Here is a 13647-nt window from a genome sequence, read left to right as displayed (position 1 = left end):
CGCCGGGCGGCCGCAGCATGTGCGCGGCGCGTGCCGGCCGCGCACCCAGCAGGCCGCGGGCCGCGAGGGTGGCGATCATCACGCCGCCCAGCGCACGCGCCACGCGCCGGAACGCCTGCCGCCGCGGGCTGGCGCCCGGTGCGGGAGCGGGGTCAGTGGGGGGTGGCACCATGATGCCGCCGCCCGTCCGAGCCGCCACCCGAGACCGGACCGGCGCCCACCGTCAGCGCGGCACGGATCACCGGATGTATCCAGCAGCGCAGTACGAACTCGCCATCCTGCGGTGGCGTCCAGCGCAGCACCGTGCCCGGCAGCTGGGTGCCCAGGCTCACCACGGTGCCGTCGGGGTAGGTGATGTAGATGCTGTGCGCGATGTCGGAACGGTTGTCGATCTCGATCGGCTCCCCCGCGCGCGGCACGAAGGACCAGGGCTCGAACTCGTGGTGCGACAGCGTCATCCGCGCCGCCAGCTGCGGCGGAGTCGTCGCACATGCCGCCAGCGCCCCGAGAAGCCCCAGTGCGGCAGCCCATGCGGCTGCGGATTTCCTCATGCGGTCGATCATGTGCTCACCTCACTCCGGCAGCACCGGCGGGTCGACGCCGACAAACCCGCCATCCAGCGTGCGCAGGAACGCGATCAGTGCCGCACGCTCATCGGGGTCCAGTTCGAAGGTCTTCATTTCCGGCGACAGACTGGGCCGCCGCCGCCCGCCCTTTTCGTAGTGCCGGATGACCTCTTCCAGGCTGTGCATGGAACCGTCGTGCATGTAGGGTCCCTCCACCGCCAGATCACGCAGCGACGGCGTCTTGAAGGCGTGCTGCATGATCACCACCTCCGCCGGCACGTGCGCGCCGCGCCCGGGGTCGGTCGAATCCAGCCCGATGTCGTGGAAGCTGTCGTCGGTGAAACGCCAGCCCTTGTGACAGGCAACGCACCGTGCCTTGCCGGTGAAGACATCGAAGCCTGCACGCGCCTGCGCGTCGATCGCATCGTCCTCACCGGCCACCCATCGATCGAAGGGCGCGACCGGCGACACCAGCGTGCGCTGAAAGCTGGCCAGGGCTTCGGCCACACGACGTTCCGACACCACCTCGTCGCCGTAGGCCTGGCCGAACAAGCGGCGATAGCCGGCGATGCCCGACAGGCGCTCGACCAGTGCCGGCATCGCCTGACCCATCTCGTGCGGCGAGGTGATCGGCAATGCCGCCTGGGCCTCGAGCGACGCGGCGCGCCCGTCCCACATCAGCGCGCTCAGCCATGCACTGTTGACCACCGTAGGCGTGCGCCGGGCATGGACCACCTGTTCCGACCCGATCGGCCGCACCCGGCCATCGCTCCAGCGCAGTTCGGGCGCATGGCAGGTCGCGCAGGACATCGTCGCGTCGCGCGACAGCCGCGGATCGAAGAACAGCGCGCGGCCGAGCTCGATCTGCGCCGCACTGGGCGGCTGTCCCCCCGGGGCGGGCGGCGAATCCGGCCGGCGGTAGTCGCTGCGCCCGCCACCGTCCATGGCGGCAGCGGGCACGCAGACAAGCGACACCGACAGGCCGAGCGCGAACGCCCGCAGTGCACGCGGCGCTGCGGACGACAGGACACGGCTTGCGGTTTCCACTGCACTCAGCTCGCCTTGCCGACGATGGGCGAGATCGTGCAGTGATAGGTCATCGCGTCGTTATCGGCACCGAAGCACCACACGATGTCGTTGTTGAACTCCGGTCGATAGATCGGCAGTTCGCCCTCGGTATTGACGCAGTTGCAGCGCCCGCAGGTCTGCTTGCCGCAGCAGTCGCGGTAGGCGATCAGGTAGTTCTGCCCGTCGCCCGGGTTGTAGCAGCTGGCCACCCACGAGCTGGGCGACAGCTCGGTGCCCGGCGGGCAGGAGGTCAGCGAGCCGCCGCAGCAGTCGCAGAGGTTGCCGTCGATGGAGCAATGGCGCCAGTAATCGCAGGACTTCGGGTCCTTGTCCTGCGGCTTGAAGCCCTGCCGCGTCAGCCCGCCAACCGTGGCCGCATGCGCTTCGTTGAGGCGGCCGCGGCGGTCGACCGGCAGCAGCGGCAGCAACGCCACGCCGGCCAGGCGGGCGCCGAGCTTGCCCAGAAACCCGCGGCGACTGGTCTTGCTGGCGGTCGATCGCGCCAGCCTCTCGATGGTCGAGTCAAATCCTGTGTTCTTCTTCACTTCGGTCTCCTTCAGCGTGGTCGTGCTTGGTCTTGCCGTGCTGCTTCGATGAGGCGCCCCCTGCCGCCCGACAGGCAGCGACGGGCGTCCATCAGTGAAGTTCGTACTTGCCCGCGGCTTCGGACGCGGTTTCGCGCTGGAGATACCCCTGCAGCGAGGCATGGCCCATGCGCACCGTCTCGAACAGGCTCTCGACATGCTCGCGGGTGTTGCACAGCCCCTTGCCCTGGATCACCCCCTCGCCATCCAGCAGCACGCCGTAGGGAATCTTCGCGACCTGGAAGCGCATGCCGATTTCGGCCGACACCACGTAGCGCTCGCCCTGCAGCGGGTGAAGACGCAGGAACTCCTTGTGCTCGGCCGGCGTACCGTCGCTGATCAGCACCACGTCGGCCCCTTCGGCCGCCGCCACCGAGCGGATGATCGGCAGCAGCTTCGCGCAGATCGGGCAGGTCGGGCCGGTGAACATCAGCAGGCTGGGGCGACCCGGGTTGAGCGGACGACCGACCGTGATCGGCGTGCCGTCGAACTCGGTCACCTTGAACGTCGGCGAGCGTTCGCCGATGTCCGGGCCGTGGTCGATCATCATCGCGCCCAGCGGGGCCGAGCGTTCGTGGAGCAGGCCAATCTGGCGCACCACGCCGAACAGGAGCGCCGACAGGGCGATGAAGCCGGCCCACAGCAGGACGTTGGATGCAAAGAGGATTTCGCTTGCCATTGGATGGATTCCTTGAAGAGTTTGTTGTCAGTGCTTGCGTGCACGTGCATCCGGCAGACCGGTCATGAGATCGGCCACCAGATAGATCAGCACGAGCATCAGGGCCGCCACCACACCCAGCGTCAGACTGCCGAACGACGCTTCGCCGGTGGCCTTGCCGGTGCCCGCGATGAACAGCGCGATGCCGACGAGACCGAGGGCGCGTGCGACGTGGAAGCTGCCGATCCGGCTCTTGCTGGCCGGCCGGCGCAGGCAGCCGCAGTCGATGTGGGTACGGCCGCGGGCGATGTTGATGGCCAGCGCCAGGGCGAAGGACGCACACAGTCCGGCTGCCACGCCGGCGGCGAGCACGCTCGTCGCCGGGATGAACAGCGCGGCCGCACATGCCAGCTCGATCCAGGGCAGCAAGGCCGCGAACGGTGCCACCAGGGCCGAGGGCAGGATGCGGTAGTTGGCGACCACGCCCAGGAACTCGTCCGGATGCCGCAGCTTGGGAACGGCGGCGGCAACCAGAACGAGCGCCAGGAACATCTTGGCGAACACCAGCACGGCAGGGTTGGATAGCCAGTTCATCGCGCGTCACCTGTCCGGCGTGACGATCAGGATCGGCGCCCTGCCGAGCTCATCCACCGTGCCGACCGCCTTGCCGCTGCGGGCGTCGTAGGTGTAGAGCGCCTTGTCGGTCGCCGACACCGCATACAGCAGCGGCTCGGCATCCTGGCTCACCGCGATCGAGTCGATCTCGTGATTCAGGTCGATCCGGCGCAGTCGCTTGCCGGTCGCGCCATCCACCACGAACACGAAACGGCTCGGCAGCTTGTGCGTCCACTTCTCACGCTGGTCAGCGAGCAGATAGAGCTCGTTGCTGCCCGTGTGATAGGTGATGGTCTGCCAGCCCCCCGGACGCCACTTGGCTGCCTTCTCCTGTTCGGTGAATACCTCGATGGGTGGCAGGAACTCGGCCCCCGACGCCGACAGCTTCGCCTGGAAGATGCGGCCTTCGTAGGTCGGCCACGCCAGACGTCCGCTCGCGTTGGAATAGAAGGGGTTGTTCAGCAGGTACTCGTTCTCGGCATGGAACACCTTGGTCGATTTCTGCGTGGTGTTTCCCATACCGTCGTAGCCGACCTGCAGCAGCGAACCGTCGCGGCAGTGCATGAAGAACTGCTGCTTGGGCACCGGGAACAGGTGGTAGCAATCCGGCACCTCCATCATCTTGACGAAGGACTTCTTCTCCAGATCGACCAGTCCCACCGCCGGCGACGGCGAGAACTGCTGGAACAGGAGGTGCTTGTCGTCAGTAGACATCGCCGCAAGACGTTCGAGAACGCCGGTCAGGAAGCGGCCTTCCGGAATGTCGATATCGGCCAGCACGTCGTGCGTGCGGCTGTCGATCAGCTCGACGTAGTCATTGCGCGTGCCGCGCGAGATGCGCGAATACACCGTGTTCGCCACCGCGAAGAAGCCGCCGTCGCTGGCCAGCATCACATGCGGCAGCTTGCCCGCATCGGTCATGCCGAGCAGGGAAGACGACTTGCCATCGATCGTGTAGACGGTCGAGGTCGCGTTGAAATGGCCCGGATCCAGCACATACACGCGCTTCGAATCGCTGGGCGGCGCGGACAGGATCACGGACTCTTCCTGCAATTGCGCCGTGGCCTCCGCGCCGAGCTGTTCCGGCACCTGCGCCGAAACCGAAGCCGCCCCCAGGATCAGCGCCGTGGAGGCCACGCCGCCGAGCAAGATGTCCAGGCGCCCGCGTCGGGCGCCGGTCGAAAGCTTCTTGTTCATTTTGTCTCCTGTTGATTTCTGGTTCTCGTGCTTGCGCCGCGCTGGATCGCACCGCGACGGCGCGTGGAACCGTTTCAGCCGAGCAACAAGGCGAGCGCGGCCGAACCGAGTGCGATCAGAACGAAGCCATCCACCTCGACCGCACGCTCTTGCCAGCGCGCGAGCCAGGCCTGGACACCCTGGTCGGTGACCGGCAGGAAATTGATCGCGACCGGCAGGCAGCGGCCGACGTTGAACAGGGCGATGATCGCGATGGCCGACCCCACGCTGCCGCTGGCAAGCGCCGCACCGGTGACGATGTAGAGCATCGGCGTCTGCACGTAAGTGAGGTAGTTCATCCCCAGCGCATAGCCGTAGAGCAGGCCGATGACCGAGGGGCGGAAGCGGAAACGCGCATCGTGCGGCACCTGGGCCCGGCGCTGCGGATACGGCATCTTCAGGAAGCCGAACTGATGAACCCCGTAGGCGATCGCGAGCACCGCAAGGCCGATTGCCGAGTACTCGAGCGGAAGCGCACCCAGGGCGATGCCGCCGGCCAGGCCGAGCATGGAACCGAGAACCAGCGCGCCGACGGCGTAGCCGATGGCATGAGCGATGAAGGTCGGCGTCCAGCGCAGGACCGAGGCTGCCGAGTAGCGGCCCGCCGGACGCAGCAGGCTCAAGCTGGAATAGCCGCAGGGCGACCACGTCGACAGCAGGCCGCCGACCAGCGCAAGCACCGCTAGAATCAGCGTCAGCGACCCGCCCACCGGGAACTGCGTCGCGAGTGCAGAACCCGCTGCCACGCCGGCGACCGCCGCCAACAGCATCCACAGGCTGCGTGCCGCTGCAGACTGCGACTGGGCGAAGCGCTGCTGGTCTGGAATGCAGGCGGTGCCGTCATCCTGATATGCCGGCTCGTCGTAGCGAGCCGCACCCGGGCTTGAGTTCATTGTCCCCTCCTGTTCGGGCTCCGAGGCCCGCTGGTTGATCGTGCAGCTTCAGGTTAGGAGGGCACCCCGGACACTCGTAGCAATATTCGGCATGACCCGGCCGGTGAACCCGGTCGGGCAGGGTCTGTTGCTGATTCTTGCTATCCCGCGCCTACGCATCTGGCTTATGTTGCATGCGTGGCAGTGGGATCACGGCGCGAACAAGACGCCGCCCTTGCCAGCAGCAGGCCCACGGGTACCTGCAGGTCGAGGAGACTCAAACGATAAAGCCATGTCCGCCGATGCCGCTCAAGGGCGCATCGACGAGAACAGGGATGCGGAGGAGGAGTTGAATTGAATCTCAACGAGAGCTTCGCCGGCCGGGTGCCGACCCCGCGCGGCGACTTCATGGTCGTTCGGCGAACGACGAGCGATGTGCTCGAACAGGCGGATGCACTGCCGTTCTGGTCACAGGACTACACGCAGTTGTGCAAGGGCGAATTCACCGGCGCGGTCACCAGCGTGTCCCGGCAAGGGCTGCAGCTGTTCCGCGAAGCAATGAATCGCTCGGTCGATGAAGTGGCCAGCGCACCGCCGGACAGCTATGTCATCGGCTTCCCGACCGTCGTCGAGGGCGAGGCCAGCTGGGGCCTGCTGCCGATCAACGCCCAGTCCGTGCTGACGCTCGACAAGAACAGCGAGCTGCTGTTCCGGACCTCCAGACGCTCGGAGATCGCCGCCGCCGTCATTCCCGCGGAGTGCCTCGAGTGCTACGCAGAACGCGTCGAATGCATGAACCTGCGCAAACTGCTGGAGTCGCTGAAGCCCGCGGAAAGTGTCTCGGCGGAGATCTCGGCTCGCCTGAAATCGGCAGTGCTGGGCGGCCTGCAGCGATTCGCGGAGCACCTGCCCGGCGATGACGGAAACGATCAGGCGTGGCGCCACTTCGAGGACGAACTGCTCGCGTCCTGCGTGCAGGTGCTGGCCCGCGGCCGTTCGGACGGCTCCAAGCACCACGAGCACCGCATCCACCGCTACATCGTCAACCGCGTACGCGAGGCGACCCTGGCCAACCCCGGCTACCCGCCCACGATCGGCGAGCTGTGCGAACAGTTGCGGGTGAGCCGGCGCACGCTCAACCATGCCTTCATCCGCGTGCTGGGCATTACCCCGGTGACCTACATGCGCAACATCCGCCTGCACCGGGTGCGCGCCCAGTTGCAGAGCGCGCCGGAGCAGATCGTCACCATCGCCAACGTCGCCGCCAAGTGGGGCTTCTGGCACATGAGCCTGTTCTCGCGCTACTACCGCGAGTTGTTCGGCGAACTCCCGATGGGAACGCTGAGCCGCGCGCGCCGCACCTGAAGGCCGGGGGGCACGACCGCCGCCGCCACGGCGACCGTGCCGTCCGCGCTTACCAGGCGGGCGTCGCTTCGGCTGGCGCGGGCGGTGGCGGCGGCGGCAGCAAACCCCCGTTGGCCGCCCAGACCACCGTGAGCGCAATCGCGAGTGCAACCACGAAAGCCAGCACACCGCCGCCCTGCGCGGCCCGGGCGTCCGGGTCGGAGACGTCCTTGGTGCCGACGATCATCGGCTTCACCAGGTTGTCCTTCTTCGCATGCAGGTAATACAGGATGGCGCCCACGTGCGCCGCCACCAAGGCGATGATCACCCAGAAGTTCAGCCGGTGCAGACTGCTGAGCCAGTCGCTGGTGTCCTTGCTGACCAGCGCGTACAGCGGTCCCTCGAAGGCGATGTCGTCGTTCGACACCAGCCCGCTCACCGCCTGGAAGATCAGGATGCCCAGCAGGGCGAGTACCGACAGGGCGCCGAACGGGTTGTGGCCCAGACCGTTCCATTCACCCCGGATGTGCGCCCAGATATGGGCGGGGCCGGGCACGAAGTCGGCAAAACGGGCGTAGGTCGAGCCGATGAAACCCCACACGAGACGGAACGCCAGCAGGCCGGTGATGGCGATGCCGGCACGGCCGTGCCATTCGATGAGGTTGCCGCCCAGCCAGCCCGTGACGAAGGCGGCGACCACCAGTATGGCCAGCAGCCAGTGAAAAATGCGCGTGGGCAGATCCCACACCTTTATCGTTCGCGTGCTCATTCCTGCATTCCTGTATTGATCCACAACGCGGGTTTCCTGACGGCACCCGCCCACGAAAGATGATTGCGACCGCCGCCCGCCGCCGAACGGCGGCATGCCGCATAGATGACCCGGACACAGCGGCCGGGGTTCCGCTGCACTGCATCATCCTGCCATGCGCTGGGCCAGGAACTCGCGCAGATGCCGGCCGGTGTGCGATTCCGGGGTTGCCATCGCCACCTCCGGCGGACCTTCGGCCACCACCCGTCCGCCACCGTCACCGCCTTCCGGCCCGAGGTCGATCAGCCAGTCGGCCTCGGCCATCACGTCGAGGTCGTGCTCGATCACCAGCACCGTATGGCCGGCATCGGCAAGGCGATGCAGCACGCGGATCAGCTTGTCCACGTCGGCCATGTGCAGGCCGACGGTAGGCTCGTCGAGCACGTACAGGCTGTGCTTGTCGGCCGGCAGCGGCACGCCGCCGGTGTCCTCGGCGTCGCCGGGGCGCCGCCGCACCTTGGCGAGTTCGGTCACGAGCTTGATGCGCTGCGCCTCGCCGCCCGACAGCGTCGGACTGGGCTGGCCCAGGGTCAGGTAGCCGAGGCCGACGTCCTGCAGCAGCTGCAGCGGGTGGGCGATCGCGGGATGGGCGGAGAAGAAGTCCACCGCCTCGTCCACCGGCATCGCCAGCACCTCGGCCACGGTCCTCTCCTTCCAGCGCACCGACAGCGTCTCGGGGTTGAAGCGCGCGCCGCCGCAGGCCTCGCAGGGCGTCTTCACATCCGGCAGGAAGTTCATCTCGACGGTGGTCTGGCCTGCGCCGTCGCACACCGGGCAGCGCCCGGCGCCGGTGTTGAAGGAGAAGCGCGAGGCGTTCCAGCCGCGGGTGCGGGCGTCGAAGGTGTCGGCGAAGAGCTTGCGGATCGCGTCCCAGAAGCCGACGTAGGTCGCCGGGCAGGAGCGCGGCGTCTTGCCGATCGGAGTCTGGTCGACTTCCAGCACGCGGCCGACCTGCTGCCAGCCGTGAAGGCCCTTGCAGCCGACCAGTGCCTGGTCGACCTCCTCCGGCTGCGCCTGGCCGCGGCGGCGGGCGCGGGTGGCCTCGGGGTCGCCCAGGCGGGCGCGCAGGTTGGCGTGGATCACGTCGCGTGCCAGGCTGGACTTGCCCGAGCCGGACACGCCGGTCACCACCGTCAGGCGCGCGAGCGGGATGCGCACGTCGACGTCGCGCAGGTTGTGCAGGCTGGCGCCCTCGATGCGGATCGCCGCGTGGTCGTCCGGGACCGCGCGGCGCGGGCGCAGCGGGTGCTGCAGCGGGTGGCGGAAGCATGCGCCGGTGGCGGATTCGGGCGCGGCGAGCAGGTCGTCGATGCGCCCTTCAGCCACCACCCGACCGCCGCGCACGCCGGCACCGGGGCCGAGGTCGATGACGTGGTCGGCGCGGCGGATGGTGTCCTCGTCGTGCTCGACCACCAGCAGCGTGTTGCCGCGGTCGCGTAGCGCCTCCAGGGTGTCGAGCAGCAGGCGGTTGTCGCGCGGATGCAGGCCGATCGTCGGCTCGTCGAGGATGTAGCACACGCCGCGCAGGTTGGAGCCGAGCTGCGCCGCCAGCCGGATGCGCTGCGCCTCGCCGCCCGACAGCGTGGGCGCGGCGCGATCCAGCGCCAGGTAGCCAAGACCGACGTGCTGCAGGAAAGCGAGGCGCCCGCGGATCTCGCTGACGAGATCGCGCGCGATGTCGGTTTCCCGCTCGTTCAGCGCCAGATCGGCGAAGAAGCTCGCCGCCTTGTCCACCGGTTGCGCAGCGAGCTGGTGCAGGCCGAGCTCGCGGAAGCGCACCGCGCGCGCCACCGGGTTCAGCCGCGCGCCGTCGCAGGCGGGGCAGGGCTCGTCGCTGACGATGACTTCCTCCGCATCGCCGAGGTCGAGCGCGTCCGGGTCCTCAATGCGCGCCGCAGTCTTCAGGCCGGTGCCGTAGCACTTGGGGCACCAGCCATGCTTGGCGTTGTAAGAGAACAGGCGCGGATCCGGCTCGGGAAAGCCGGTGCCGCAGCTCGGGCAGGCGCGCAGCGTGGAGAAGGTAATTTCAATGGGGTCAGACCCCATTGAAATCCGCAGCACCTTGATCACGCCCTTGCCGATCTCCAGCGCCTGGCGCACGAATTCGCGCAGCGTGGCCTCGTGCTCGGGCTGCACCATCACCATGCCGGTGGGCAGCTCGATGTTGTGTTCCTTGTAGCGGTCCAGGCGCGGCCATTTATGGGTGGGCAGGTATTCCCCATCGACGCGCAGCTGCGCATGGCCCTTGGCGCGTGCCCACTTGGCGAGGTCGGTGTACAGACCCTTGCGGTTGATCACCAGCGGCGCGAGGACTTCGATGGACTGCCCGCGCAGCTCGCGCTGGATCTGCGCGACGATGGCTTCGAAGCTCTGCGGCGTCACGGGCACGTCGCAGTCGGGGCAGAACTGCGTGCCCAGCTTCACGTACATCAGGCGCAGGAAGGGGTGGATCTCGGTCAGCGTCGCCACCGTGCTCTTGCGCCCGCCGCGGCTGGTGCGCTGCTCGATCGCCACCGTCGGCGGAATGCCGAACAGGCCGTCCACGTCGGGCCGGCTGGCCGGCTGCACGAACTGGCGGGCGTAGGCGTTGAGCGATTCCAGGTAGCGGCGCTGGCCCTCGCCGAAGACGATGTCGAAGGCCAGCGTGGATTTGCCCGAGCCGGACAGGCCGGTGATCACGGTGAATTGGTCACGCGGAATCTGCAGGCTGACGTTCTTCAGGTTGTGCTCGCGGGCATGGCGGATCTCGATGACGGATCCAGCGATCGCAGGCGCGGCGACCGGGCGATACTCCACCCGCGGTTCGGCCGCGATCAGCGGCGCCGTGCGCGTCTTCTCCAGTGCCTCGGCGTAGTCGCGCAATGCCTTGCCGGTGTGCGAGCTTTCGTGCCCGCGCACCACCTCGGGCGGCCCCTCGACCACGATCGCACCGCCGCCGTCGCCGCCCTCGGGGCCGAGGTCGATGATCCAGTCGGACGCAGCGATCACGTCGAGGTTGTGCTCGATGACGATCAGCGAATGCCCCGCCTGCAGCAGCTTGTCGAAGGCGCCGAGCAGCGTGGCGACATCCTCGAAGTGCAGGCCGGTGGTGGGTTCGTCGAACAGGAACAGCAGCCCCGGCTCAGGCGCACTCCCGGAATTTTCAACAAAGTTATCCACAGCCCTGGCTTTGCGTACAGTCTTCTTCTGCGACGCCTCGGCAAGATGCCCGGCAAGCTTGAGACGCTGCGCCTCGCCACCCGACAGGGTCGGCACCGGCTGGCCAAGGCGCAGGTAGTCGAGGCCGACATCGGCCAGTGGTGCAAGTGCGGCAATCGCCTTGGGATGCTCGCGGAAAACGTCGAGCGCTTCATGCACGGTCAGCTCGAGCACGTCGGCCACCGACAGCCCGTTCCATTTCAATTCAAGCACTTCCGCCCGGTAACGCTTGCCGTCGCAGTCCGGGCAGCGCAACCAGACATCGGACAGGAACTGCATCTCCACATGCTCGAAGCCCGAACCGGTGCAGGTCGGGCAACGGCCGTGACCGGCGTTGAAGCTGAAGGTGCCGGGGGAGTAACCCCGCTGCTTCGCCTCCGGCAGGGCGGCGAACAGGTTGCGGATCGGGTCCCACGCGCCGACGTAGCTGACCGGGTTGGACCGCGAACTCTTGCCGATCGGCGACTGATCCACCATGACCACGCCACGCAAGTTATCCACATTCTCGAGACGATCGAACACCCCAGGCGATTCGGTCGCCTCGCCGAAATGCTTGGCCAGCGCCGGGTACAGCACATCCTGAATTAGCGTCGATTTGCCCGAGCCGGACACGCCGGTCAGGCAGGTCATGCGCTGCAGCGGAAAACCGACCGTGAGGTCACGCAGGTTGTGCTGGCGCGCGCCGACCAGGGTCAGGCGCGGCGTGGCGTCATCGACCGGCCGCGGCGGACGGTCGATGTCGATGCGCTTCCTGCCTGCCAGCCACGGACCCGTCACCGAGTCCGGATTCGCCGTGATCTCGGCCGGCGTGCCGCGCGCGACGATGTTGCCGCCGCGCTCGCCCGGGCCGGGGCCGATCTCCAGCAGCTCGTCGGCAGCGACCATCACCTGCGGGTCGTGCTCCACCACCACCAGTGTGTTGCCAGCGTCGCGCAGCCGCGTCATCACGCCGAGGATGCGACCGATGTCGCGCGGGTGCAGGCCGATCGAGGGCTCGTCGAGCACGAACAGCGTATTCACCAGCGAGGTGCCCAGCGCCGTGGTCAGGTTGATGCGCTGCACCTCGCCGCCCGACAGCGTGCGCGACTGGCGATCCAGCGTCAGGTAGCCGAGGCCGACGTCGGCGAGATAGGTCAGCCGGCTGCGGATCTCGCCCAGCACCAGCTCGGTGGCTTCGTCACTCATCATTTCAGCTTGGCCGGGGATCTGCAGCGCGGCGACGGCCTCGCGGATGCGATCGACCGGCATTGCCATCAGCTCGTGGATCGCGATGCCTTTGTCACCCACGGGCAGCCGCCACAGCAGCGCATCGGGCTTGAGCCTCGCGCCATGGCAGGCCGGGCACTCCGTATAGCTGCGGTAGCGCGACAGCAGCACGCGGATGTGCATCTTGTAGGCCTTGGTCTCCAGCCAGTCGAAGAAGTGGCGCACGCCGTACCAGTAGCGCGGCCACGAGCTGTCCCAGTTCTTCCATTTCGGGTCGCCCTCGAACAGCCAGTGACGATGCTCGGATGGCAGGTCTCGCACCGGGATGTCCATCGCCACGCCGTATTTCTTCGCCATCTTCTCGAGGTCGGCCTGGCACTCGCGGTAGCTCTCGGTCTGCCAGGGCTTCACCGCGCCTTCGGCCAGGGTCTTTGACTCGTCCGGCACCACCAGGCCGAAATCGACCCCGATCACGCGCCCGAAGCCGCGGCAGGTCTCACAGGCGCCGATCGGCGAATTGAAGGAGAACAGGCCGGGCGTGGCGTCCGAGTAATGGATGTCGCAGTCGGCGCAATGCAGGCCGGACGAATAGCGCCACACCGCCTCGCCCGGTGTCCCCGTCCCGTTCCTTGTTTCCGGCTTCACGCCCTCGCCCGAGGCATACACCGACAGCCGGCCATGACCGCGATGCAGGGCCGACTCCAGCGCCTCGGCCAGACGCGCATCCTCGGCGTTCGAGGCGCGAAAGCGGTCCTGCACCACCTGCAGCACGTCCTGCCCCTCGGGGCCGGCACTGGCGATGCGTTCCTGGATGCGGGTGTAGCCCTGCGCGTTGAGCAGGCCGGTCACCTCCGCTTCGCTGAAGTTGGACGGCACCGGCACCGGAAAGCACACCACCAGGCGCGGATCGCCCTCGGCGGCCGCGCGCGCGCGCAGCTCGGCAGCGATGCTGACCGCCGAATCCCGCCGCACCGGCTTGCCACAGCAGCGGCAGTGCAGGTGCGCGGCGCGCGCGTACAGCAGCTTGAAGTGGTCGGCGAGCTCGGTCATCGTGCCCACCGTCGAGCGCGAGGTGCGCACCGGGTTGGTCTGGTCGATCGCGATCGCCGGCGGCACGCCCTCGATGCGATCCACCTGCGGTTTATCCATGCGATCGAGGAACTGGCGCGCGTAGGGCGAGAAGGTCTCGACGTAGCGCCGCTGGCCCTCGGCGTACAGGGTGTCGAACACCAGAGAGGACTTGCCCGAGCCCGATACGCCGGTCACCACCGTCAGGCGGTTCAGCGGCAAATCGAGCGAGAGATTGCGCAGGTTGTTCTGGCGCGCACCGCGGATGCGGATGGCGTCGGCGATCGAAGCGGGCGCATCGACCGGGGTGTAGCGGGTTGCAGAGGCGGACATGGGACGGAAAGCTCGGACACAAGACGCCATTCTAGGCGCGGACCGGCATCCGACTCATGCCCGGGGGTGAAAGGTTCCCCTGCGGGTGGGG

At 67.8% G+C, this 13647-nt stretch carries 11 protein-coding genes; 2 read left to right on the top strand and 9 right to left on the bottom strand.

The window, feature by feature from the left end; all coding sequences use genetic code 11:
• Positions 1-152: 152 nt before the first annotated feature.
• The 7 genes from C664_RS15495 to C664_RS15465 form a co-directional block, all read right to left on the bottom strand.
• On the bottom strand, positions 153-563 hold the full coding sequence (locus C664_RS15495; protein WP_004263537.1) for a hypothetical protein: 411 nt from the start codon (positions 561-563) through the stop codon (positions 153-155).
• A gap of 9 nt (positions 564-572) precedes the next feature.
• Positions 573-1613 (bottom strand): tryptophan tryptophylquinone biosynthesis enzyme MauG, encoded by a 1041-nt coding sequence (gene mauG / locus C664_RS15490; RefSeq protein WP_004263533.1) that lies wholly within the window; start codon positions 1611-1613, stop codon positions 573-575.
• 5 nt (positions 1614-1618) lie between these two features.
• Positions 1619-2179 (bottom strand): methylamine dehydrogenase (amicyanin) small subunit, encoded by a 561-nt coding sequence (gene mauA / locus C664_RS15485; RefSeq protein WP_004263530.1) that lies wholly within the window; start codon positions 2177-2179, stop codon positions 1619-1621.
• Positions 2180-2270: 91 nt separating this feature from the next.
• The gene (gene mauD, locus C664_RS15480) at positions 2271-2897 is read right to left on the bottom strand and encodes a methylamine dehydrogenase accessory protein MauD (RefSeq protein WP_004263528.1); all 627 of its coding nucleotides are present in this window, start codon (positions 2895-2897) and stop codon (positions 2271-2273) included.
• Positions 2898-2924: 27 nt separating this feature from the next.
• Positions 2925-3470, bottom strand: coding sequence for a MauE/DoxX family redox-associated membrane protein (locus C664_RS15475; RefSeq protein ID WP_004263525.1), 546 nt, complete (start codon positions 3468-3470; stop codon positions 2925-2927).
• A 6-nt stretch (positions 3471-3476) separates the two neighbouring features.
• Positions 3477-4688, bottom strand: a complete 1212-nt coding sequence (mauB, locus tag C664_RS15470; RefSeq protein ID WP_004263520.1) for a methylamine dehydrogenase (amicyanin) large subunit — start codon at positions 4686-4688, stop codon at positions 3477-3479.
• A 74-nt stretch (positions 4689-4762) separates the two neighbouring features.
• On the bottom strand, positions 4763-5620 hold the full coding sequence (locus tag C664_RS15465) for a hypothetical protein (protein ID WP_004263517.1): 858 nt from the start codon (positions 5618-5620) through the stop codon (positions 4763-4765).
• Positions 5621-5711: 91 nt separating this feature from the next.
• Here C664_RS15465 and C664_RS20695 point away from each other — a divergent pair, with 91 nt between their 5' ends.
• Together C664_RS20695 and C664_RS15460 are read left to right on the top strand one after the other, a co-directional pair.
• Entirely contained in the window at positions 5712-5957 is a 246-nt protein-coding gene (locus C664_RS20695) for a hypothetical protein (RefSeq protein ID WP_157354184.1), read from the top strand.
• Positions 5954-6964 (top strand): helix-turn-helix domain-containing protein, encoded by a 1011-nt coding sequence (locus C664_RS15460; protein ID WP_004263514.1) that lies wholly within the window; start codon positions 5954-5956, stop codon positions 6962-6964. Before C664_RS20695 ends, C664_RS15460 begins: the two co-directional genes overlap by 4 nt.
• Before the next feature lie 49 nt (positions 6965-7013).
• On the opposite strand, the gene C664_RS15455 is transcribed toward C664_RS15460, so the two are convergent.
• A complete protein-coding gene (locus tag C664_RS15455) occupies positions 7014-7712 on the bottom strand; it encodes a cytochrome b/b6 domain-containing protein (protein WP_004263511.1) in 699 nt (232 codons plus the stop codon).
• 144 nt (positions 7713-7856) lie between these two features.
• The gene (gene uvrA, locus C664_RS15450) at positions 7857-13556 is read right to left on the bottom strand and encodes an excinuclease ABC subunit UvrA (RefSeq protein WP_004263504.1); all 5700 of its coding nucleotides are present in this window, start codon (positions 13554-13556) and stop codon (positions 7857-7859) included.
• Positions 13557-13647: the final 91 nt, after the last annotated feature.

The organism is Thauera sp. 63 (assembly GCF_000310165.2).
Lineage (GTDB): Bacteria > Pseudomonadota > Gammaproteobacteria > Burkholderiales > Rhodocyclaceae > Thauera > Thauera humireducens.
This window is presented reverse-complemented; position numbering and strand designations above follow the sequence as displayed.